Below are 22254 nucleotides of genomic sequence, written 5' to 3' on the forward strand. Positions count from 1 at the left end.
TGCCGCATGTCTGCCAATTGTGAAATCTTTGTTTATGGGGCCACGCCGGGAGGAATCGGAGCGGCTATAGCTGCCGCCAGAAGGGGCAGGCGCGTAGTGTTGGCTGAACCCACCGGGCATATCGGTGGATTGATGACCAGCGGTTTGGGCAGGACAGATATTGATTGGCCGGAGGCCTCCGGTGCCATTTACCGGGAATTTCTGCACAAGGTTCTGACCCATTATACGGACCGTTACGGCGCCGGCTCCCGGCAGGTGGAAGAGTGCCGGGGCGGGATGTTCTTCGAGCCGTCCGTGGCATCACAGCTGTTCGCGGAAATGCTGGAGGCGGAAAAACCGAATTTGACCGTCATCACCCGCTGTTTGCTGAAGCGTGCCGTCACCGAACATGGCCGGCTGGTTGCCGTGGAAGCACCTGCGGCCGACGGAGGGGTGACACGCTGGCAGGCAGATGCTTTCATTGACGCCACCTATGAGGGCGATCTGGCTGCCGCCGCTGGAGTGCCTTATCTGACAGGCCGGGAATCCCGGGATGACTGGAACGAGGAATATGCCGGAGTGCTGTATATGAATTTTGATCCCACCAAAAAGGTTTTGCCAGGAAGCACAGGTGAGGGAGACCACCGGATTCAGGCGTACAACTATAGGCTGTGCCTGACAGATGTGCCGGAGAATCGGGTAACCTGCTATAAGCCGGAGGTATACCAAAGAGAGGATTACACCAGTCTGATCGGCGATGTGGAGGCCGGAAGGGTGAAGTCCATCCGGGATGTGCTGAATATTCTTCCCGTCCCCAACGGTAAAACCGATGCCAACAACCATCACTATTGCATGTGCTCCAGCGATCTGCCGGAGGAAAATCAGGAGTACCTGGAGGGGGATGAGTTTGTCCGTCAACGCATCCGCACCCGGCAGCGCCATTATCTGGAGGGACTTCTCTGGTTTCTCCAAAATGATGAGTCTTTGCCTGCCGCCTTCCGGCAGGATGCCCTACGGTTTGGTTATGCGGCCGATGAATTTGCCGATAACGGGCATTTCCCGCCCCAGCTCTATGTCCGGGAGGGAAGACGGATCTGCGGCGAATACATGTTTACGGAAAATGACGCCAGGCTTGCCCCCGGACTGGACCGGACTCCGATTCACGCAGACAGTGTGGTGGTGGGCTCCTACGCCATCGATTCCCATGCTACGCGCAAGCGGGAGCCGGAAGGGGAGCATGTGGCTCTGGAGGGTTTTCTGGGGTTGGGCTGGATTACCGAAATTTATCAGGTTCCTTATGGGGTGATGGTGCCGCAGAAGGTGGACGGCCTGCTGGTTCCCGTAGCCGTTTCCGCCACACATATGGGGTTGGGCACCATCCGTATGGAACCGTGCTGGATGCAGCTGGGTTTTGCAGCCGGTGTTGCGGCGGACATGAGCCTTGCACTGAACATCCCGGAGCGCAGAATGCCCATTGACCTGCTCCAGGACCGGCTCCTGGAGGAAGGACAGATGATCACCTATTTCCGGGATGCGGCCCCGCTTACGGAGGAGGGGACAGCCCTGCAATATTGGGGGGCAAAGGGTGTGTTTGGCGGCTATGAAGCCCGGCCGGATCAGCCGGCAAGCATGGCCTTCGCTTCCAGGCTGTTGGCTCTGGCCCGGCTGTTGCCCGGCGGACGCAGTCTGCCCGCTCTGCCTGCATCGGCCTCTATATTGCCCGCCGGTGTGGATATGGGCCCGAGGCTGCCCAAAGATGAGCCTTCACCGGCTGCATATTGGCAGGCGCATCCCATGCTGACCAGGCCGATGCTGGAGCGTTGGGTGGAGACACTGAACCGCCGCTTGTCGGCAGGGGTCAGCTTGAGCGGGGACGCGGGCCTGAAGAGCGGCTTCTCCGGCGGTGCCGGCGATTCATCCGGGAGCATCATACGGGTGGGTGAGCTGTGCCGCATTGTCTACCAGTTCCTGAAGAATAACCGCAGCTGAGGGAAAGCGGAGCCGCTCCTCCTCTTTCTCCCAGCAAACAGAGCCCTTATTATGCGGAGTGTCCGGCTTAAGGCCGGCCTCCGCATAATAAGGGCTCCTGCTGTTGTTACATATATTTCTGTTAGGGAACCTTCAGCGAATTAGGCCTCAGAGGCTTCCGCCACAAGAGTCATCTTCAGTGCCGTGCCGATAGGAGGCAGGCTTTTGGTCAGCATCGGTGTATAGAAACCAACCACCCGCGCACCCTTTGTCAGCTCGCTCACCCCGATGTCCTTGCCTTCTGCATTCTGCAGCACCGTATCCTTGGCGATCCGGAGCACGACCTCTTCAGGGGAGGAATCTGTCAGACCGGCGCCCTTCACCCGGACGGATACGTCTCCGTTAACACTTTGCAAAATTTCTTCAATAGTACCCCAGGTTCCGAGGACATCCTTGGCTTCCAGGGCAGAAACAACCTTGATCCGGAAAGCCGCGGTTTGGGGAGGCAGGCTCATGGTCATCGCCATGGAATGCTCCACTTCAACCTCCATCCCGATGGTCAAGGCGGAGAAATCCAGCTTGTTTCCGTCCGCACCGAGAATTTCCGTTTGTTCTCCCACATTCAACACAACGCCGTCTGTCCCATACCCCTTAATGTGAAGGGAACGGCGTCCTTCATGATCCCGTACAGCGGTGACTACGCCTTTAGCCTGAACCGATTTTCTCTCCTCCTTGGCAGTGATGGAGATCCCGTCATTGCCGGATACAACCGCACCAGGCAGCACTTCCACGAAGAAGGACGCCGGAACATACAGCTTGCTTTCAACCAAAGCAGGCGCGGCCTCCAGCTTCTTCAGCATTTTGTTCACTGCATACTCATTCTCTCCGGTTTTCACTGTGGTAAATAAATTGTCCTTCGTCAGCTCCACAGAATACGCTTGAGCATTCCATTGCAGCTGGAAGCCCATAGCCTCCGCTACGGCGCGAAGGGGCAGCATCGCTTCTCCGCCTTGGCCCAGGTATCCGGAGTCCTCGAGATTTTGTCCGTTTACCTGGACGGGTACAACGGCCTGCTTCAGATGATCGGAGCTGATGAGCGCCAGGGTGGGAACAGGCTGCCCCTGCGGCTGGGTCGCCGCTTCGGCTTGAGCCCAGGCAGCGCCTCCTCCTGTGACTGCAAGTGCCAGCGCTATAGCCACCGCCGTTTTTTTCGTTGTGTGATGCATACTTGTCCACTTCCTTTCGCTATGATCATGATGATGTACATTTTCCTTAACGGTACGGTACTGGCAAATGTTGCACTTGATAATATATCCATAATTTTACATACACATACAAATAAAAAAATGGGCGGGTTTTTCACCCTTTTGCCTATTGCACATACAGTGAATAGACGAATATCCCGATGGACAATAGAAAGGATGGATGAGTATGAATCCCGTTTTACAGGACCCCCGTCTGTGTCTGTGCGCAGACTCCACTCAAACCCTGAATTACCGCAGAGACAGCCGCAATTACGTAACCCAGCTGTTCGGGACAGAATTCCCGGCCATCAAAACCGGCTTCTTCAACGTCCATATGAGCCAGGGCATGATCGTCCCGCCCCATTGGCACCCCAACGCCGATGAGATGGTATTTGTGATCTGCGGAGAGATTGTTGCCTCCGTATTTAATCCCTTTACCCGCCGCCTCATGACCTGTACCCTGAAGCCCGGCCAGGTGATCCAGCTGCCCAAAGGCTGGTATCACTGGTTTGTTGCCGTGACCGACAACACCCATGTGCTCACTATATTCGATGTGCCTACCCCTGACGTGGTATTCGGTGCGGACTTCCTGAGCTGCACCCCTCCCGAGGTAATGAACCGCGCCTTCTGCATAAATCCGCAGGAATATGCCAAGACCGTAGCTCCCATTCAGGATGCGCTGCTTTTAGGGCCGCCGCCCGGCTGCCTGCCGGTAGTCCAGGATCAGCAGCAGGGCTGCGAATTCCCCGGACCTGTGTTCCGGTAACCGCCCGGCCGTCCTGCGTCACAGAAAGAAGCCTGCCGAATTCGAAATCCGGCAGGCTTTCTTATTTTATCTACAGATCAATGCTTAAATTGAGTGGTCACCAGATCCGCTACCTTCACCTGATCCTTCTTCAGGGCACCGGCCGCTACCAAATCGTCCACCCACGGCTGGAGCAAATCGGTGGACAGCTTCGCATCCGTGTAGAAATAGTGGGTTGCATTCACCGGCTGGCCGATGTACTCCGCTGTCAGCTTCACCGATTCATCCGTGTTGGCGTTGGCCCACTCCTGAGCCTTCTCAATGGCGTGGACAAACCGTTGGACGGCTTCCGGATTCTCTTGAATGAACTTTTCGGAGAAATAGTAGGTGGACACGCCGGAAGCAGCGCCCAGCCCCGTGTCATTGGAATCCGCCAGCAGGGCCAGCTTGCTGTCCGCAGCCAGCTTGTAGAACGGGGGATGGATACCCGCAATGTCCAGATTGCCCTGCTGCACCGCCTGAATCGCCGCCGTATCCGTATCGAAGGTCACATACTGAATCTGGCTGGCATCAAGCCCGGCATGACGGAAAATCTGGTTCAGAATAAAGGTATTGCAGCTGGGAGCAGTGCCGCTGACGGTGATTTTGCCGCCTTTTTTGGATTCCACAAATTCCTTCAGTGTTTTCCCCTCGAACTTGGAGCTCGCTACATAACGCATGTGCCGGAATTTCGGGTCCACATTGGAAGGCGGGTCCACCTCCTTCAGGGTAACGGCCTTGATCTTCGCACCGCCTGCTACGAAGGTAGCCAATGCATTGGGAAGCGCCGTCCCGATATCATTAGTGCCGTTCAATATGGCAGGTAGCTTCTGGGCGGTGGTCAGCTCGCCGGTATATTGGATATTCAGCCCCTCGGCAGCGAAAAAGCCCTTCTTCTCCGCCACCACCCATGGGGTGGAGGAACAATTCTTCTGGGTATCCACCTTCAGGGTGATCAATTCCTTGCCCGAAGCGGCGGCGGCAGGTGCACCGCTCTTCAGATCCTTTAGCCCCTCCGCTCCGGCGATGGAATCCTGGGTTCTGCCGTAATAAGCACCTACGCCTACTCCTCCGGCAATCACCAGGGCAATTCCTCCAATCAGAATAAACCGCTGTTTTTTTTGCAATGCCATATTCTGTTCCTCCTTAAATTGAATAACATTGGTCCAAGCCTTATCCGATCTCCACTGCTTCCTTCCACACCAAAAAATGCTTCTTCAGCCGGCCAAACACCAAGTTGATGATGATGGCAAGCAAGGTGATAAACAGGACTACCCCATACATCAGCGGCAGGTCATACCGCACCGTAGCGTTGACATAGTACCAGCCCAGACCGGTGCTGGCTCCGATCACCTCTGAGGCGATAATCATAAAGAAGGAGATTTGGGCGGCCATTTCGATCCCCGTAAAAATATTAGGCAGCGTAAACGGAAGAATCACCTTAAAAAACAGCTCCTTCCGTGAGGCCCCCATAGACCTGGCTGCCCGGACCAGCTGCGGATCCACACTTCTTGCTCCGGCAATGGTCTGGAACAGCAGGGGCCAGTTGGCCGCCCAGAAAATCACCGCTACCTTCTCCGCCGTTCCGATTCCGAAGAAAATCATAAAAATCGGGATGATGGCAAAGGGATTCAGCTTTTCGCACATCCGCAAAAAGGGCAGAAGAAGCCGTTCGAAGCCTCTGAAGAAGGTCCCCAGCAAAAAGCCTAATGGCACCGCGATGACAAAGGACAAGCCAAACCCCAGTCCCACCCGTCCCAAGCTCACTCCCATCTGCTTAAAAAGGGTGTCTGACATGGCGGAATGGTAGAGGGAACGGATGGCTAGAGACGGCGAGGAAATCACCCCTTCCGGGACCAGTCCCGCCCCGATTTCCCACAGAACAAAAAAGAGCAGAATCGGGATACTGCCATAAGCCGCTTTTCGCAGCCCTCGCTGAAACCTGTTCATATTCGCGTACGACCTCCTCCCGTAAATGGCCAAAATGCTCGAGCTCCGTCAAGCATGTCTGCCCTCAGGCGTCTCCTTCCAATCCACAATGCTTTTCTCCAGCGCCTCCAGCAGCACATTCAGAAGCAGTCCTACCCCCGCCACCAGAATAGCTCCCAAATAAATCCGGGGCACAAAGCCCATGCTCTGGGCATTATGAATCAGCCAGCCCAGACCGGAGTCGGCTCCCATACTCTCCGCACCGATGAGCATCAGGAAGCTCATGGTCAGACCGCTGCGGATGCCGGTCATAATAGCCGGGAAGGCAGCAGGCAGCACCACCTTGAAAAAGATGGTCGCCGGACCGGCGCTCATGGCCTTGGCGCAGCGCACCAGAAGCGGGTCCACATTCTGAATGCCTGCCATGGTGGTAAAGAGAATCGGCCAGAAGGAGGACCAGAAGATAACCGTATAAATCCCACCTTCACCCACACCGGCTATCACAACAAAAATAGGAAACAGGATAAACGGGGGAATCTGTGACAGAAATACCGTCAGAGGTTTAAGGAACCGGGCCACGGGCGGCAGCGCGCCTGCCAGAATAAAGCCTACAGGCAAAGCCAACGCGGCAGCCAGCAGAAATCCGATGAACACCCGCTTGAGGCTAACGGAGATGTATACAATCATTTTGATCACGGTCATATCCAAACCTACCCGTATCACCTCGGAGAAGGGCGGGACAAAAACCGGGCTGACCCATCCCAACCGGGGAGCAAGCTCCCAAATCAGGAGAAGCAGCAAAAACAAGTACCAGCTTAAGAGCTTGTTGTGAACCACATTCAGTGTTCGACCCATGGCAGAGCCTCCTTATAAGACAGCAGAAGCGGAAATCTGCTCCTCCAAATGGATGTCCTGTGCCGCGCGGGGAGTCTCTTCCACAGGCGGCAGCTGCTCCTCCTGGCTTTGGAGAAGCTCCCATATCCGGTACCGGACCAGCCTGAAATCCGTGGTGGACAGCACATCTCCCACCCGTCTCGGGCGGGGCAGCCCCACCTTCACAACCTCTTTTACGCTGCCGGGATTTGCTGACATCACAGCCACCCTGTCGGCCAGCGCTACCGCCTCATCAATGCTGTGGGTGACGAAGATAATGGTTTTGCGGGTTTCCTCCCAAATCCGCAGCAGCTCATCCTGCAGGGTTTCCCGGGTTTGGGCGTCCACAGCGGCGAAGGGTTCATCCATCAAGAGCACCTCGGGATCGTAGGCCAATGCCCGGGCGATGGCCACCCGCTGCTTCATGCCCCCGGACAGCTCATAAGGATAACGGTCTGCAAAGCCCGACAGATTCACCAGCTTGAGGAAACGGTCGCTGATTTCCTGGCGGTCCTTCTTGGGAACCCCCTTTACCTCCAGACCGAATTCCACATTATGCCTCACCGTCCGCCAGGGGAACAGGGCATAACCCTGCATCACAATCCCCCGGTCCAAAGCGGGTTTGGTAATTTTTTTGCCATCGATGAACAGCTCACCGGAGGTGGGCAGCGCCAGACCGGCGATCAGGTCCAGCAGTGTGGATTTACCGCAGCCGCTGGGACCCACAATAGTAAGAAACTCTCCCTTATTCACCGTCAGACTAACATTCTGGAGAGCGGAGAAAATCTGCTCCTCCCCACTGGCATTACGTTTAATCTGGTAGTCCCGGTTGACGTTCCGGATTTCGATTCTTGCCGGTGAATCAGCCATTGGCCACCACCTCCGCTTCATGTTCTTCAAGGGCAGAATGGTCAATGTAGCGAAACGGGTCCTCGCTGTACCAGGATTCCCGGTACGGGAGTTTGGTATTGCCGCCCAAATTGCGGTTAAAGGAGGAGTTGCGCATAATCCGGGCCACCCGGGTCGCCACCTCGAATACCCCCTGGTACCCAAGATAATCATTGCTTTGACCGAATAGGGGGAAGATGGAGAAGCCCTGCTTGGAGGCGGAGCCATTGCCCCCCAGATGGCCTACATACAGATCCGGCTGGATACGGCGCAGCAGGTTGGCCTGCTCGAACAGCTGCCCCGCGCCTATATTGAACACCTTGTCGTCCACACCCGGCACATCCTGCAGGAAATCATCCAACAGCGCCTCGCCGTATTTGTCAAAATGATAGCCCCGCAAGCCCACCACTTCCATCCCCAAATTGTACAAAAGCTCCGCTGTGGTCATAATGCGGATTTCGCCGCCGGTGACAAACACCTTTTTGCCCTGCAGCTGCCTGCGGTACGGCTCCAGCGCCTGGTTCAGCTCGCGGTTCTCTGCATCGATGAACCGCTCCGCCTGCTCCTCGATACCGAAGTAAGCGGCGATATCGCGGATCCACTTGTTGGTATTGGTAATGCCGATGGGAATGGTCCGCATGACATAGGGAATGCCGTATTTGCTCTGGAAATGCTCCACGAAATAGTCGTCATGGGTGGCGCAAATGCTGACGTTGAGAGCCGCCTCATAAGAGTAGGTGAAATCGTCGGGATGGGAGAAGCAGGGCAGCACCCGCACCTCCAAATCCAGGGCGTTCAGAATGCGGATCAGCTCCACCTCGTCCACCCGACTCATGGAGCCCACATTCAGCAGATTAACAGTCCGGCTGATGCGCGCCTGGCGTTTGGCCTCCTCCAGCGGATCCTCAGGCAGCACACGCTTATCCCTGGCTTTGTCCTCCCCTACGAGATTCCGCAAAATTCCATGATACACGGCATCATAGGCCGTCGCTTGAATCCGGGTTTTGAAGCCCTCGCAATGGATGGGAACAATCCGGGCATTCACCTGCGTCTGGAGATCATCCAGAATGCTGTCGATGTCGTCGCCGATCAAAGCAGGTACACAGGCATTCATCACGATAATGGCCTCCGGACGGAATTCCTGCTCTGCCTTCAGCACCGCTTGGCGCAGCTTTTTCTCGCCGCCCTGAATCACGTCCACCTGGTCCAGATTGGTGTTGATCCAGCGCAAGCCCCGGGCGGAGGCGCTGCGCAGCTGCTGGAATACCTTGTTGATGCCCGCCATCTGCAGCATATTGGCACCGCAGCCTACCGGACTGTGCACCACCACCACCGAATCCCGCATGGAGGCAACCATCCCCAGGCTGAGACTCAACTGGCAGCCCTGGGTTTGGGAAAAGGTACGTTTGGTATTAAACAGGCAGCCGCCCTTCTTGGATTGGCCGGACAGATCGCAGCAGGAGCCGCCGTAGGCGCCGCAGGCCGCCAGCCGGTCCTCCCGGATGGGGGCCGCTTTATTCTTCAGATAATCCATGTGTATCCCTCCAGTTTATGAATGCCGAAAAAAGCTTCTACCGGTGGCTGACCAGCAGGGAGATGGCGTCCTCGGCCAGAGTCAGGCCACCCTTGAAACCCGCATACGTCCGGTTCAGCACTACCCGGTTGGTAATGGGATAGCTGACTGCCAACAGCGGCACCTTGAACTGCTCCGCCGTGTCCCGTTCCATGACGCTTCCTGCAATAAAACCGGGCAGAAAACCATCGTAATACCGCTGCCCCTTGGATTGGGGCCATTGGCGGTTTATATGTTTGGCTACGTTGGAGGCATCCGTATCGAAGACCACAGTGGGCTCCAGCCCGGAATGGTAATCCCGGAAGCCTGCCCGAATATCGTCCTCCTCCTCCGGCAGAAGCGGGTCCGTCACAATGGCAAGCTCCGGCAGCCAGCCCAGATCATCCGCCAGGAACCGGGTTAAGGCTTGGGCATAGTTGGCATCGCCCACCACCGTGGCATAACGCTGGAAGTCCAGGTCATTGTAGGAATCGGACAGCCGCTGCAAAAAGTCATAATAATATTTGCGCTCTCCGGCGATAACCTGCTCCACCTGCTCGGCCGGCACCCCAGCTGCCTCACCCACTTTACGGAGGAAAGCGGAGGTGGCATGGTCGCCAATGGGGAATTCCGCCGTCAGCCAAGGCACATCATGAACCTCCTGGAAGGTTTGGGCCGCCTCCTGGCCGTATACCCGGGACAGCACAATATTCAAGGAAGCCGAAGCGGCATAACGGAGATTGTCCATGGTTTCCCCGGTGCCGAAGAAGGTGTTGACCGTTAGACCCAGCTTTTCCAATAGCTCCTTCAGGGTATCGATATTGCCTTTCCAGAAGACATCCTGCAGGGGCACAATCCCGAACAGATTCACAGTTCCGGCTTTTTTCACCGGCGCGGGCTCCGTAAAATCCCTGAACAGGGCCGAAAGCACATAATCGTAGCCCTTGTAGGAATTCCCCTTGAAGCTGGTGGTTTCCGTTCCCACCACCGGATGCTCGCCGCCACGGAATTGCTTGACCACCTGGTTCACATCGTCGCCAATCATCTCCACCATGCAGCCGGTCACCACAAAATATAAATCTCCGTCCATGATACGGATGGTATTCTCAATCTGCTCCGCCAGCCGTTCCTCGCCGCCGAACACAATATCCCGCTCCGCTACATTGGAGCTGGGCAGAGTTTGGCCGCCGCAATAGCTGCCGCCGTGGTAGCCCGACGCTCCGGATAAGGCACCGGCCAGATTGCCGCCGCAGCCGGGAGAGGTGTGCAGTATGGGGATCGCCCGGGGAAGGGCCTGGACCGTGCCGATGGCTCCTCCCAGTGCACAGGTAAACCGGGGTCTTTCAATAACTTTGCTCATTTCTGGTTAACCTCCTCCTGAAACAACACGGTTGACAGATAACGTTCCCCCGTATCCGGCAGCAGTGCCACAATGGTTTTGCCTCTGTTTTCCGGGCGTTTCGCCAGCTGGGCTGCGGCGAACACAGCCGCACCCGAGGAGATGCCTACCAGCAGCCCCTCATACTTGGCCAGCTCCCGGGCGGTTTCCAGCGCTTCATCATTCTTCACTTTATAGATTTCGTCCAGTACATCCAGATTCAGAATCCCCGGCACAAATCCAGCCCCGATGCCTTGAATCTTATGGGGGCCGGAGGCGCCGCCGGACAGGACGGGCGAGTCATACGGCTCGACGGCGACGATCTGGATATCGGAGCGGCGGGATTTCAGCACCTCTCCCACACCCGTTACCGTTCCGCCTGTACCCACCCCGCCCACAAAGATATCCACCTTGCCGTCCGTATCCCGCCAAATTTCCTCTGCGGTGGTTTTGCGGTGGATGGCCGGATTGGCCGGATTGTTAAATTGCTGCGGCACATAGGAGTTGGGTGTTTGCGCCGCAAGCTCCTCCGCCCGCCGCACAGCCCCCTTCATCCCCTCCGGGCCGGGGGTTAGCACCAGCTCCGCACCCAGCGCCTTAAGCAGGTTGCGGCGTTCCACGCTCATAGTTTCCGGCATGGTCAGGATCAGCCGGTATCCCCGGGAGGCGGCCACAAAAGCCAGACCAATGCCGGTATTGCCGCTGGTGGGTTCGATAATCACTGTATCCTTCCCAAGCAGCCCCTTCTCCTCCGCATCCTTAATCATGGCATAGCCGATCCGGTCCTTGACGCTCCCCGCCGGATTAAAATATTCCAGCTTGGCGACAAGGGAGGCGGGCAGCCGTTTGGTGCTGCCGAACCGGCCCAGCTCAAGCAGCGGGGTATTGCCGATCAGATCAGTCAAGCTTCTGGCAATTTTGCTCATGGGTATTACTCCTCTCGTATCTTATAAATTCCCTACCGCTTGGGGATTAAGAACGCCGTTTTCCAGCTCCACCAGCTGTTTTCCCCACTTGGCCGCCCACTCCCGCAGCTCACTGACCTCCAGAGGCGCAGGCACCTTGGATACCTCATGCTCATCAATCTTCCGGGCCAGCTCCTTGTAAATCTTGGCCTGCTGGGAGTCCGGCGCCGCCTCAATGGTGGTTTTGCCCTGCAGCTCGCTTTGGGTGACGGTTACCGAACGGGGCACATATTCCACCACCTGGGTTTGGGTTTTGGCCACAAAATCATCAATAATATCCTTGGAATACGGAGCATTGATGGAGTTGCCGATAACGCCGCCCAGCAGCGCGCCACCCGCTTTGGAATATTTGTGAATCCCCTTGAACAGATTGTTGGCGGCATACACGGCCATAAAGTCGGCGGAGGAAACGGTGAACACATGCTCCGCAATCCCTTCACGGACAGGAACGGCAAAACCGCCGCAAACCACATCACCCAATACGTCATAAATCACGTAATCCAGGTCCAGCTCCTCAAACACCTTCTGCTGCTTAAACAGCTCTACGGCGGTAATGATCCCCCTGCCTGCGCAGCCTACACCTGGAGCGGGTCCTCCTGCCTCTACGCAATAAATGCCGTTAAAACCCTTGAAAATAACGTCATGGGCTTTTATTTTCGTTTTTTCCCGGAGCGTATCCAACACAGTCGGGATATAGTCGCCCCCCCGCAGGGTATTAGTGGAGTCACTTTTGGGGTCGCAGCCGAATTGCATGACCTTATAACCCGCCACCGATAAGGCGGCGCTGATATTAGAGGTTGTTGTGGATTTGCCGATTCCGCCTTTCCCGTAAATTGCGATCTGCTTCAGTTTTTTTGCCATTGCCGCCACTCCCTGTTGGATTATCGTTTGGTTGTTCCGTTTACATATTTGATCAGCTTATCAATGGCCCGGTCAATCCGGTCGTAGATCTCGAAGGCCTTAATGCCGTGGGAGGCCAGAACCTTATCTGCTCCGGGACCGATCCGTGCCACCAGGACAAAGCTGCAATCCTGAAGCTCCTTTGCCGAACGGACCAACGTTTCCTCTTGATGCTGCCCCTGCCCGCATGGGGCCTTCAGCTCCCGGGTTTCCACCAGGCCGTACTCACCATTATCCTGTATCCGGTATATCAGGAATTCTCTATTTTTCCCAAAATGCTGATTAATTAGGATGCCATCCAGACTGGCTACCGCCACCTGAAATTCCATGCTTCCTCCTCCTGTCCGTTACCCGTGTGAAAAGGTCTCCGCCACCGGTTTGTCATACAGCTGGGAGGCCAGGTCCCGTCCGGAGCCGGGGATGCCGCAGGCATCTGCACGGCATTGCTGACAGTGCCGGAATACAGGCAGGTATTGCTCCGCCGCTTCCCGGGCATCACCAAGCTGGAAACAATCCGGCGCTTCGATATGGCTAAGCTCATGCTGGGGAATAAGAGGGATAATATTGATTAGGGATGCCCCCGCATCCCGGGTTTGTCTGGCGATTTCGCCGATGTGGCCCTCGTTGATGCCGGGAATCAGCACCGTATTGATCTTGATGGTGATACCCAGTGCGCTGGCCTTCCGGATACCCGCCAGTTGGGCCCGGATCAGCGTTTCTGCTGCCGCCCTTCCCATAATGAGCTTCCCGTCCAAAGCGATGGAGGAGCAAATCTGCTCCTGTATAGCCGGTTCAACTCCGTTGACTGTGACGGTTACAGTCTGTACGCCCACGTTGGCGATACGCTCCGCATGCTGCTCCAGCAGAAGCCCGTTGGTGCTTAAACAATTGATCAGCTCCGGGTAACGCTCATGCACCTGTTCGAATGCCTCCAGCGCATGGGGGGTTGCCAGGGTGTCTCCCGGACCGGCAATCCCGGCTACAGTAAGCTCCGGACAAAGACGCAGCGCCTTCTCAATGAGAGCATTCACCGCCTCCGGCTTGACCAGCTCCGAGGCCACACCCGGACGGTGCTCGGATTTATTGAAGCTGCGCTTGCAAAACTTGCACCGGATGTTGCAGGCAGGGCTGACAGGCAAATGAATCCGCCCGAACTTAAAATGACCTTCCCCGCTGAAGCAGGGATGCTTGCGCACCAGATGGCCGAACCTTTCCTCCGGCAACGCACTTCCGCAGCTACCCATATGATGTCCTCCCTTCTTAAATTCCGTTACTGTCCTGAATGAATGGCTTTTCCCATCCGATACCGGCAAAAAAGGCCGAACCCGGCGCCCTTAGTGAGGGTTGCGGAGATTCGGCCTCTGGAAGTCCAGTCAGCGGATATTTAATTCATACTTACTTTATCGGAATTATGCTTATATCTTACTTTCTTTCGGGCGCTCCCGTCAATAAGCTGATCCATAGTGTCACTGTACTGTCACAAGTGTCCAACACACCCTTTTATAGGCTGAACTCGCCCATAACCCGGCTCAAATCCTTGGACTCCTGCTCCAGCCGTTCGGAATAACGGCGGATTTCCTTCATGGCGGAGACGGTTTCCCCGGCTTGCTCCGCTGCTTTTTTCGAACGGTCGAAGCTCAGATCCGCAATACCCCTCAATCCCTCCGCCTGGCTGACGATCTCCTCCGAGCCGGCGAAGGCCTCCTCTACCGCTGCCGACAAATCCGTCATCAACGCCGAAACGGAATCTACCTCGGCAGCAATCTCCTTGAACATTGCTCCAGCCTCCAGGGCCGATTTCATACCGGCTTCCGCCCCCTGGGCATTGCGCCGCATCTGCTCCGCCGCCTGTTGAGTGCCTCTGCGGAGCAGCTTCACAGCATCCGCCGCCCGCTCCGAGGACTCCTTGGCCTCCTCCGCCAGCTTCCGCACCTCCTCCGCCACCACAGCGAAGCCTCTTCCATGTTCACCGGCTCGGGCCGCTTCAATAGAAGCGTTCAACGCCAGGAGATTGGTCTGGCTGGATATCTCCTTGATCAGTCCGGCAATCTCCGATATCCGTGCCGCTTCCTTGTCCAGCTGCGTCATCTGCTCCGCAGCCTCCTGTACGTCATGGCAGACCGTCTCCATTTCGGCCATAGCCCGTCCAATCACCTGGAGCCCCAGTCCCGCCTGCTCCGCCGAACGGGTGGAGGCTGACGCAGCGGATTCACCGGAGGCGGCCGTCATGCGGATAGCTGCTGCCATTTCCTGCAGAATACCTGTCATTTGCCCTACCTGGATGCTTTGGGTCCGGGCGCCCTCGTCAGTTTCATGGACGGCTTGGGAGATGGCCAGCCCTGCGGCTTCCGTGCGCACCGCCTGGTCCAGCAGCACCCGGGAGGATTGCTCCACCACTGTGGAGGAAGCCGCCAGCCGGTGAATCAGATTCTTCAAGGATTCCAGCATCCGGTCCACAGAACCTCCCAGCTCCCCCAGCTCATCCTTGCGGGAAATGGCTAACGGCTCCACCCGCAGATCCCCTGCCGCCACCTGCTCCGCCACCCGGGCAATCCGCCGGATGGGAATGGACAGCTGCCGGGAAATCCACCAGCCTAATGCAGCAGAAAGCACCACCGCCACACCACCCAGCAGCAGAATACTCCGGGATGCTGCCTTCGCACTGGCCTCCACTTGGAGAGTCACTTCCTTGGCCATGTCCGTGCTGTATTCCGTCAGTTCTTGAATGGCCGTTGCCAGCTTGGCCAGCTGCTCCTGGCCCGCCTCGAAGGGAGGTGCCCCTTCTGCGGCAGCCGTAGCCGCCCCTCCAGGCACAGCCCCCGCAGCTCCCGGCTGTCCTCCCGCTCCTCGGTTGGCCATTTCCTGCAAAACCGGCACCATATCCTCCGTATATTGAGTAAGCGCGGCCTCAATCGTAGTCAGAAGCTCCTGGGATTTAGCATCCAAATCCCTCTGTTTGATGGTATCCAGAAGCCCTGTCAGCTGAGTCCGCTGATTCTCCATAGCTGCAGCAATTTGCTCCTGGCGGTCTGCCGCAGATGCCCCCGAATATTGCATCAGCCCCTTCTCCATGCCACTGCTGGCATTTTGCAGCTGGATCAAGGCCGCAATAGGCACCACCGTATTCTCATACATCGCGTTCATATCCCGTGCCGCCACATGGAGCTTCTGAAACCCGATCCCTCCCGTCAACAGCAGCATGACAATCATCAGCCCTACCAAAAACCCCATTTTCTGCGATGTCTTCCGGTTGGCAAACCAGTTCATATCCCGACGCCTCCTGTATGTATGCCTGATCTTTCCATATGCGATGGACCAAGCATACCCCGGCAATATGAGAAGGAACTGAAGCCAAGCTTAAAGGTTGCTGAATTCACCAGGAACCTGAATTTGCCCCTGCCCATAAGATAGTGGAGGGAGTTTTTACCGATGCATACCTGCTCCGCTCTCAAAAATTTTTTCCGCCGCTTCCGGTTTTTTCTTGCAATTTTTGCCCATCATTGTAATAGTAGATTCATAGAAGGGAAGTGATGACATGCCTCGACATTATTCGATTGGCAACGGTAATTTTCTGATCAATTTGGATGACCATTCCTTTATCCGCGATATCTACTATCCCTTTGTGGGCCAGCTCAATCACGTGGGGGGCTACCAATGCCGGGTCGGCATGTGGGTGGACGGCAGCTTCGCCTGGCTTTCCGATGCGGGGTGGTCATTCCGGCATGCCTATGAAGAGGATTCCCTGATCACCAATTTGCAGGCAACGCATAACGGCCTGGGCATAACGCTAACCATCAATGACGGCGTCCACCAGCGGGAGGCCATATATATCAAGCGGATCGTCATTAAGAATGAACGGGATACGGAGCGGGAGGTCCGCTTCTTTTTCCAGCAGGATATGATGATCAATGAAACGGAGGTCGGCGATACCGCGGCCTATTATCCGTCCAACAATACCTTGTTCCATTATAAAAAAGACCGCTACTTCATGTTCAACGGCTCCACGGGCACAGAGGGCATCTACCAATACACCACCGGGGTCAAACGGTTCCATTCCGCCGAAGGCACCTGGCGCGATGCGGAGGACGGGGTGTTAAGCGGCAACGGCATTTCCCAGGGCTCCGTAGACAGCACCATCAGCTTCCGGCTGAAGGTCCCGGCTCAAGGCGAAGCCACCATGTATTACTGGATGAGCATCGGCAAAAATCTCGAGGAAGTCAAGAAGCTGGATAAATACGTCAAGGACAGCCAGCCGGGCAAGCTGCTGGACCGGGTGAAGATCTACTGGCAGCGGTGGGTGAATAAGTCCGAGCGCAACTACGGTGATCTGCCCCTGGACGTGATTAAGCTCTTCAAGCACAGCCTTCTCATCGTGCGGACCCAAACGGATGTGAACGGCGCTATTGTCGCCGCCAATGATACGGATATTCTCCAGCACAACCGGGACCATTACAGCTACATGTGGCCGCGGGATGGGGCGCTTGTGGCCTACGCTATGTCCATGGCCGGTTATTCGGGCATGGTGGCCCCCTTCTTCAAATTCTGCTCCGACGCTTTGACGCCAGACGGCTTTCTCCATCATAAGTACAACCCGGACGGTACCGTGGGCTCCAGCTGGCACCCGTATATCTATGAAGGCGCCACCCGCCTGCCTATCCAGGAGGACGAAACAGCCTTGGTGCTGTATGCCCTGTGGCAGGACTTTGCCAAACACGGCAACATCGAGCTGCCCCAGTCCCTGTTCCGCACCCTGATCCGCCGGGCGGCCCGTTTCCTGGCGGCCTTCATCGATCCGGAGCTGGGGCTGCCCCAGCCCAGCTATGATCTGTGGGAGGAGCGCTACGGCATCTTCACCTTCACCTGCTCCGCCGTTTATGGCGGGCTGGTGGCCGCCTCCAACTTCTGCAGCCTGTTCGGCGACGATGACCGCAGCAGCCGCTTCCTCCAGGCAGCCATGAACATCCGCTCCGCTATGCTGGAGCATCTGTGGGATGAGGATTTGGGCCGTTTTGTCCGGGGCCTATATCTGGAGGATGGCAAGTGGGTGAAGGATACCACGCTGGAGTCCAGCATCTACGGCATCTTCGAATTCGGCGTATTGCCGGCGGATGATCCCTGTGTGGTGAAAACGATGACCGCCATCAAGGAAGGCCTCTCCGCCAAAACCTCCGTGGGCGGCATTGCCCGGTACTACCATGACTACTACTTCCAACGCAGCTCCAATATTGAGCTGGTGCCCGGCAACCCGTGGATCATCTGCACCCTGTGGACGGCGGAGTGGGAAATCGAGATGGCCAAAACCTTAGGCGAGCTGGAAACGCCGCGGCGCACGCTGGAATGGGTGGTCTCCCATGCCATGGAAAGCGGCATCCTGCCGGAGCAGCTGGACCCCTTTGACGGCAGCCCGGTATCCGTGGCTCCCCTGACCTGGTCCCACGCCACCTTCATTCTGGCTGTGGTCAAATACGCCACCAAATACCGGCAGCTCAGCGCCATCCAGGACCCGGTGGCCAGCCGTATGCCCGGTTTTATGTAAAGGCGGAAGCCTCAATTGTACGCTAACAAAGCCAAGCGGAGCTTCCGCCTGGCTTTGTTTTATTTTTGCGCTTGGTCTTGGTATAGTTTAACGCTTGGCCTTGGTTTTGCACGTGCACGTGGCTGTGGTTTTCGCTTGGCCTTGGTTTTGCGCCTGATATGCCCCCACTTTGGCTTATCTTCGCTATTTCCCTTGGTTTGGCCCTCTCCTCCAGGATGTAAGCGTCATAAAATGTATGCTATTCCTCCGCAGAGTCCCCAAAAATGCCAAATAGCGTACATAAAATGTACGCTATCCCTTCCGATTCCCCTCAAAATGGCCGATTCTGATGCCTTAGCATACATTTTATGTATCCTATTGGGCAAAAAACCGGCCTGCTGTGCCAATAGCATACATTTGTGGACCGTTATCAGCATCTACGAGGTCATGCCCCCACTCCCACAGCCGGAATAGCCACCCATGCTGCGGTTGTTTCAGGATAGCGGCTGGGCTCCTTGTCAGAACCCCTCCGCCTCCTCCACTTCAATGAGCCAGCAGCGGTCCCCCGGCTGATGATGCAGGATCCCCGGGTTTTTCTCCACCAGCCCGTTGACCAGCACCACCTTGCCCGAAACCGGAGGCGGCAGCTCAATCTCCCCCGCCAAGGTTTCGATCAATAGACAGGGATGCCCCCGCAGGACATGATCCCCCTCTACCGGAAGCTCCACATGGACGATCAAGCCGCATTCATCTGCGGCATCCTCTGTTAAACCAACGGCCGTTTTGCCGCCTGCCAGCTTTTTGGTCCACAACCAGGAGGTTGGGCCGATACGAATTTCATTCAGCATGGGATAACCCCTTTACATGTCATTGAATATCAGTCAGTGGATATTGTTTACTGGATTTTACTCATCAGCCATGCCAGTTGGCTCTTTTACCCGTTTTTGCACGCAGTCTCCAGCGTCCGGAAACCCGCTCTTCCCATCGTTCCGCTCACAAGACCATGACGGCTCGCAGCTCCGTTCCCCCTTATTTTACCTCCGGGTGGCAGGGCTCAAAACGGCTATAACGCTTACAATATGACATATCTATGACGTTCTTCGGAATTTCCTCAAAATGCCTGTATAGAAAACAAAAAAACACCGGCTCTCTTAGCCCGGTGTTCCTACGTACATACCTAAAACATCAAACCCAGCCACTGCTCCCGGGTCATCGGGCCAAAATAACGGGACAGCTCCACATCCTCCAGCAGCTTCTCCACGGCGCTCTCCTCATACCGGACACCCTGCAGCTTCGCCGCAAACTCGGCCGCATCCTCCGCACCGAAGAAATCGCCGTAAATAACGGCGCCGGCTATAACCCCTCCTGCCACATCCAGCCTAAGATCGAAGGTACCGATTCCCTCCAGCCTGCCCGTTTTGCGGATATTAAAGGCGGGGGACTTGCCGTAATTCCAGTCCCAGCTTCTGTAACGCTCATCCGCCAGCTGCCGCACCGCTGCCCATTCGGCTTCACTGAGCTGGTACTCGGGAATATCCTCACCGCCGAAAATCGAAACCAGCAGCTTCCGCTTGAACTCGTCCATGGTAATGGGCTCTGCCAAAAATTCCGAAATATTGGCCACCCGGCTGCGGATGGACTTAACTCCCTTGGACTTAATCTTGTCCTGATTCACATTCAGCGCCGAAACCACATTCTCGATTTCCGAGGCCAGCATCAGGGTGCCGTGGCTGAACATACGGCCCTTAGTTACAAACTGGGCGTTGCCCGAGATTTTGCGTTCCCCAACCTGGATATCATTGCGTCCCGTCAATTGGGCATCTACGCCAAGGGAATGGAGGGCCTGCACCACCGGCTCCGTAAACTTGCGGAAGTTGTGGAAGGATTGCCCGTCGTCCTTGGTAATGAAGCTGAAGTTCAGATTGCCCAAATCATGGTAAACCGCTCCCCCGCCGGACAACCGCCGCACCACATGGATGCCGTGCTCCTTCACATAAGCCCCGTTGATTTCTTCTACCGTATTCTGGTTTTTGCCGATGATGATGGAGGGTTCATTAATATAGAAGAGCAAGAAGTCCTCACCGGTGTTGATGTGCTTTAATGCATATTCCTCCAGGGCCAGATTGACCGCAGGATCGGTAATACCCTTATTGTCGATGAACAGCATGGAAGGCCTCCCTACAGATTATTTTGATGAACCGTGCTCTGCCATACAGCGGCTTGCCCTTCTTTCATGGCCAACTTGTCCGACTTATCCGCCGGTTCTTCTATTATATAAGAATAGGCAATAATTTGAACACCAAACCTGGCATAAGCTTTCCGTCCGAAAAAAGAGCCCCGCTGCAAAGGAGATCCCGTGCAACGGAGCGCTGATGTTTTGTCTAATCTGAAATGCTGCCGGTTTAGAGTCTGTCTAGTTAGCTACCAGGTGCTTGTCACCCTTCTTCCAGCCTACCGGGCACAGTCCGCCGGACTGCAGAGCCTCCAGCACACGGAGAGTTTCCTCCACGCTGCGTCCTACATTGTTGTGGTGGACCACCTGGTATTGAAGCTCACCTTCCGGATTGATGATGAACAGGCCGCGCAGGGCAATGCCTTCTTCTTCAATGTAAACGCCGTAATCCTTGGATACCGACTTAGTGATGTCGGAGGCCAGCGGGAAGCTCAGCTTGCCCAGACCATTGGCGGATTGCGCAGTGTTGATCCATGCCTTATGGGTATGTACGCTGTCGATGCTGACGCCCAGGATCTCGGTATCCAGCTCCTCGAATTTGGAAGCAGCGTCGGAGATCGCCGTAATTTCCGTCGGACAAACGAAGGTAAAATCCAACGGATAGAAGAACAGAACCAGCCACTTGCCTTTGTAGTCGGCCAGGCTTGCCTTGCTGAAGCCTTCGCCATTGCCTAGAGCCGTCTCCATTGTAAAATCCGGTGCCGCTTTGCCTACCAAACGTTCTGCCATGTTCAAAAACCTCCTGAGATGATCATAATATAAGGAAAGCCACGCTGCTATGGACGCGGCTTTACGGGCGGTATAGGTGATAACCCTATCTAATTGAGTGGTAATCTATTATTTAACATTTTACAAACCAAATCCTAACACTCAACTAATAGAAAGTCAATTCATGAATTTAATATTTACTAGTAATAAATATAAACATTTTGTGAACATACACAGGGGTTGGGGACGAATCATATATAAGGAATTATTGTAAAAATTCCCCTTGAAGTTTAATGTGGAGTATTTTATAATGAAAACGTGTGCAAGGGAAGATTACACATACAAACTTTCATCTGTTTGCCCTGTGCATAGAGTTGGTTATCCATTGATCCCACAGTCCAAGGAGGCGGTCCTGCATTTCAAATTCATGTTCATCCGAGGCGGCAATTGTTTTGAACTTTTCAAAATGTAACCGTTGTCAAAACGCTTCTAAAACAAGGAGGATGTAAATGATGAATGCCAGTAAACCTGCCCATCCGGGCAAAAGAAAATGGCGGCCGTTGTTAAGCCTGATGCTGTCCTTTGCACTGTTACCCGCCGTAGTCCCGGCCGGTGCCGAAGCAGCGGGGGCTTATCCGGGAGCTTGGAATGCCGCCAATATTCAAGGCTCCTCCAGCCTGGGCACAACCGCATCCAGCTTTGCCAATGGACAGTTCACTCTGTCGGCTTCAGCAGGCAAGCTGCAATCGGCTGACGATAATGTTCATTTTGTCTACATGCCGGTTGGAACCGGAGACTTCAGCATTACTGCCAAGGTGGCCTCGGCAACGGGGGTTTCCAACAACACACGGGCCATGCTCATGGTCAAAAAAGACCCGGTCACCAATGCCGCCACCTCCCCCAGCTATTCCGTAGCCTTTAATTCGTATACAACACCTTCCATCACCACCTACAAACGCTTCACCAGCGGGGGCATTGCCGCATCCAGCAGCACAACTGTCACAGCTCCGGTTTACCTGAAGCTGGAGCGCACGGGGAATGTTTTTAAAACCTACTATTCCACGACCAGCACCTTCAGCTCTACTCCTTTCCGCTCGGACACGGACTCCGGCAGCACCATCGGGACGGGGAGCGCCTATGTGGGTTTGGCGGTTTCGGCCACCACAGCTGTGTTCAGTGAAGTGAAGGTGATTCAGAACGGCAGTGTGCTGTATGATTCCGCTTCAGGCACAACACCGACTCCGACCCCAACAGCCACTCCTACGGCAACACCAACGGCCACTCCTACAGTTACGCCAACAGCTACGCCAACAGCCACTCCGACTCCGACACCTACCG

The 22254-nt window shown here is 55.7% G+C and carries 18 protein-coding genes; 3 read left to right on the top strand and 15 right to left on the bottom strand.

The features are described from left to right. The first annotated feature begins 6 nt into the window (after positions 1 to 6). Complete coding sequence (locus ACI1P1_RS03995; RefSeq protein WP_416215066.1) at positions 7 to 1968, top strand: FAD-dependent oxidoreductase; 1962 nt, start codon at positions 7 to 9, stop codon at positions 1966 to 1968. A gap of 140 nt (positions 1969 to 2108) precedes the next feature. Here the strand turns inward: ACI1P1_RS03995 and ACI1P1_RS04000 are convergent, their stop codons facing one another. Next, on the bottom strand, positions 2109 to 3173 hold the full coding sequence (locus ACI1P1_RS04000) for a stalk domain-containing protein (RefSeq protein WP_416215067.1): 1065 nt from the start codon (positions 3171 to 3173) through the stop codon (positions 2109 to 2111). Positions 3174 to 3378: 205 nt separating this feature from the next. On the opposite strand from ACI1P1_RS04000, the gene ACI1P1_RS04005 reads away from it, so the two are divergent. Continuing rightward, a complete protein-coding gene (locus tag ACI1P1_RS04005; RefSeq protein ID WP_416215068.1) occupies positions 3379 to 3957 on the top strand; it encodes a cupin domain-containing protein in 579 nt (192 codons plus the stop codon). Between the two features lie 77 nt (positions 3958 to 4034). Here the strand turns inward: ACI1P1_RS04005 and ACI1P1_RS04010 are convergent, their stop codons facing one another. The 11 genes from ACI1P1_RS04010 to ACI1P1_RS04060 all read right to left on the bottom strand — a co-directional run bounded on the left by ACI1P1_RS04010 (position 4035) and on the right by ACI1P1_RS04060 (position 15727). Continuing rightward, on the bottom strand, positions 4035 to 5108 hold the full coding sequence (locus tag ACI1P1_RS04010; protein ID WP_416215069.1) for an ABC transporter substrate-binding protein: 1074 nt from the start codon (positions 5106 to 5108) through the stop codon (positions 4035 to 4037). A 40-nt stretch (positions 5109 to 5148) separates the two neighbouring features. Further along, positions 5149 to 5925 carry an ABC transporter permease gene (locus ACI1P1_RS04015; RefSeq protein ID WP_416215070.1) on the bottom strand — a complete coding sequence of 259 codons (777 nt, stop codon included), beginning with the start codon at positions 5923 to 5925 and terminating at the stop codon, positions 5149 to 5151. Between the two features lie 48 nt (positions 5926 to 5973). Further along, entirely contained in the window at positions 5974 to 6759 is a 786-nt protein-coding gene (locus ACI1P1_RS04020; protein ID WP_416215071.1) for an ABC transporter permease, read from the bottom strand. A gap of 12 nt (positions 6760 to 6771) precedes the next feature. Beyond that, the gene (locus tag ACI1P1_RS04025; RefSeq protein WP_416215072.1) at positions 6772 to 7647 is read right to left on the bottom strand and encodes an ABC transporter ATP-binding protein; all 876 of its coding nucleotides are present in this window, start codon (positions 7645 to 7647) and stop codon (positions 6772 to 6774) included. After that, positions 7640 to 9199 carry a nitrogenase component 1 gene (locus tag ACI1P1_RS04030; RefSeq protein ID WP_416215073.1) on the bottom strand — a complete coding sequence of 520 codons (1560 nt, stop codon included), beginning with the start codon at positions 9197 to 9199 and terminating at the stop codon, positions 7640 to 7642. The genes ACI1P1_RS04025 and ACI1P1_RS04030 overlap by 8 nt, the downstream gene beginning before the upstream one ends. A gap of 37 nt (positions 9200 to 9236) precedes the next feature. Then, entirely contained in the window at positions 9237 to 10577 is a 1341-nt protein-coding gene (locus ACI1P1_RS04035; protein WP_416215074.1) for a nitrogenase component 1, read from the bottom strand. After that, on the bottom strand, positions 10574 to 11521 hold the full coding sequence (gene cysK / locus ACI1P1_RS04040; protein ID WP_416215075.1) for a cysteine synthase A: 948 nt from the start codon (positions 11519 to 11521) through the stop codon (positions 10574 to 10576). Before cysK ends, ACI1P1_RS04035 begins: the two co-directional genes overlap by 4 nt. 21 nt (positions 11522 to 11542) lie before the next feature. After that, positions 11543 to 12421: a nitrogenase iron protein gene (nifH, locus tag ACI1P1_RS04045; RefSeq protein WP_416215076.1), complete on the bottom strand. Its 879-nt coding sequence runs from the start codon at positions 12419 to 12421 to the stop codon at positions 11543 to 11545. Positions 12422 to 12441: 20 nt separating this feature from the next. Next, a complete protein-coding gene (locus ACI1P1_RS04050) occupies positions 12442 to 12789 on the bottom strand; it encodes a NifB/NifX family molybdenum-iron cluster-binding protein (RefSeq protein WP_416215077.1) in 348 nt (115 codons plus the stop codon). A gap of 18 nt (positions 12790 to 12807) precedes the next feature. Beyond that, entirely contained in the window at positions 12808 to 13704 is an 897-nt protein-coding gene (locus tag ACI1P1_RS04055; RefSeq protein ID WP_416215078.1) for a radical SAM protein, read from the bottom strand. Positions 13705 to 13960: 256 nt separating this feature from the next. Further along, the gene (locus ACI1P1_RS04060) at positions 13961 to 15727 is read right to left on the bottom strand and encodes a methyl-accepting chemotaxis protein (RefSeq protein WP_416215079.1); all 1767 of its coding nucleotides are present in this window, start codon (positions 15725 to 15727) and stop codon (positions 13961 to 13963) included. A 268-nt stretch (positions 15728 to 15995) separates the two neighbouring features. Here ACI1P1_RS04060 and ACI1P1_RS04065 point away from each other — a divergent pair, with 268 nt between their 5' ends. Then, complete coding sequence (locus ACI1P1_RS04065; RefSeq protein ID WP_416215080.1) at positions 15996 to 17996, top strand: glycoside hydrolase family 15 protein; 2001 nt, start codon at positions 15996 to 15998, stop codon at positions 17994 to 17996. Positions 17997 to 18493: 497 nt separating this feature from the next. On the opposite strand, the gene ACI1P1_RS04070 is transcribed toward ACI1P1_RS04065, so the two are convergent. The 3 genes from ACI1P1_RS04070 to ACI1P1_RS04080 all read right to left on the bottom strand — a co-directional run bounded on the left by ACI1P1_RS04070 (position 18494) and on the right by ACI1P1_RS04080 (position 20937). Beyond that, complete coding sequence (locus tag ACI1P1_RS04070; RefSeq protein WP_416215081.1) at positions 18494 to 18823, bottom strand: glycine cleavage system H family protein; 330 nt, start codon at positions 18821 to 18823, stop codon at positions 18494 to 18496. A 329-nt stretch (positions 18824 to 19152) separates the two neighbouring features. Next, a complete protein-coding gene (locus ACI1P1_RS04075) occupies positions 19153 to 20142 on the bottom strand; it encodes a lipoate--protein ligase (RefSeq protein ID WP_416215082.1) in 990 nt (329 codons plus the stop codon). 246 nt (positions 20143 to 20388) lie between these two features. Beyond that, positions 20389 to 20937, bottom strand: a complete 549-nt coding sequence (locus ACI1P1_RS04080) for a peroxiredoxin (protein WP_416215083.1) — start codon at positions 20935 to 20937, stop codon at positions 20389 to 20391. Positions 20938 to 22254 lie beyond the last annotated feature (1317 nt).

This window comes from Paenibacillus mesotrionivorans, assembly GCF_046098205.1.
GTDB classification, from domain to species: domain Bacteria; phylum Bacillota; class Bacilli; order Paenibacillales; family NBRC-103111; genus Paenibacillus_AR; species Paenibacillus_AR mesotrionivorans.

Coding starts and splice junctions, on each gene's coding strand:
- ACI1P1_RS03995 (WP_416215066.1), top strand. CDS start 7: ATGTCTGCCAATTGTGAAATCTTTGTTTATGGGGCCACGCCGGGAGGA.
- ACI1P1_RS04000 (WP_416215067.1), bottom strand. CDS start 3,173: ATGCATCACACAACGAAAAAAACGGCGGTGGCTATAGCGCTGGCACTT.
- ACI1P1_RS04005 (WP_416215068.1), top strand. CDS start 3,379: ATGAATCCCGTTTTACAGGACCCCCGTCTGTGTCTGTGCGCAGACTCC.
- ACI1P1_RS04010 (WP_416215069.1), bottom strand. CDS start 5,108: ATGGCATTGCAAAAAAAACAGCGGTTTATTCTGATTGGAGGAATTGCC.
- ACI1P1_RS04015 (WP_416215070.1), bottom strand. CDS start 5,925: ATGAACAGGTTTCAGCGAGGGCTGCGAAAAGCGGCTTATGGCAGTATC.
- ACI1P1_RS04020 (WP_416215071.1), bottom strand. CDS start 6,759: ATGGGTCGAACACTGAATGTGGTTCACAACAAGCTCTTAAGCTGGTAC.
- ACI1P1_RS04025 (WP_416215072.1), bottom strand. CDS start 7,647: ATGGCTGATTCACCGGCAAGAATCGAAATCCGGAACGTCAACCGGGAC.
- ACI1P1_RS04030 (WP_416215073.1), bottom strand. CDS start 9,199: ATGGATTATCTGAAGAATAAAGCGGCCCCCATCCGGGAGGACCGGCTG.
- ACI1P1_RS04035 (WP_416215074.1), bottom strand. CDS start 10,577: ATGAGCAAAGTTATTGAAAGACCCCGGTTTACCTGTGCACTGGGAGGA.
- cysK (WP_416215075.1), bottom strand. CDS start 11,521: ATGAGCAAAATTGCCAGAAGCTTGACTGATCTGATCGGCAATACCCCG.
- nifH (WP_416215076.1), bottom strand. CDS start 12,421: ATGGCAAAAAAACTGAAGCAGATCGCAATTTACGGGAAAGGCGGAATC.
- ACI1P1_RS04050 (WP_416215077.1), bottom strand. CDS start 12,789: ATGGAATTTCAGGTGGCGGTAGCCAGTCTGGATGGCATCCTAATTAAT.
- ACI1P1_RS04055 (WP_416215078.1), bottom strand. CDS start 13,704: ATGGGTAGCTGCGGAAGTGCGTTGCCGGAGGAAAGGTTCGGCCATCTG.
- ACI1P1_RS04060 (WP_416215079.1), bottom strand. CDS start 15,727: ATGAACTGGTTTGCCAACCGGAAGACATCGCAGAAAATGGGGTTTTTG.
- ACI1P1_RS04065 (WP_416215080.1), top strand. CDS start 15,996: ATGCCTCGACATTATTCGATTGGCAACGGTAATTTTCTGATCAATTTG.
- ACI1P1_RS04070 (WP_416215081.1), bottom strand. CDS start 18,823: ATGCTGAATGAAATTCGTATCGGCCCAACCTCCTGGTTGTGGACCAAA.
- ACI1P1_RS04075 (WP_416215082.1), bottom strand. CDS start 20,142: ATGCTGTTCATCGACAATAAGGGTATTACCGATCCTGCGGTCAATCTG.
- ACI1P1_RS04080 (WP_416215083.1), bottom strand. CDS start 20,937: ATGGCAGAACGTTTGGTAGGCAAAGCGGCACCGGATTTTACAATGGAG.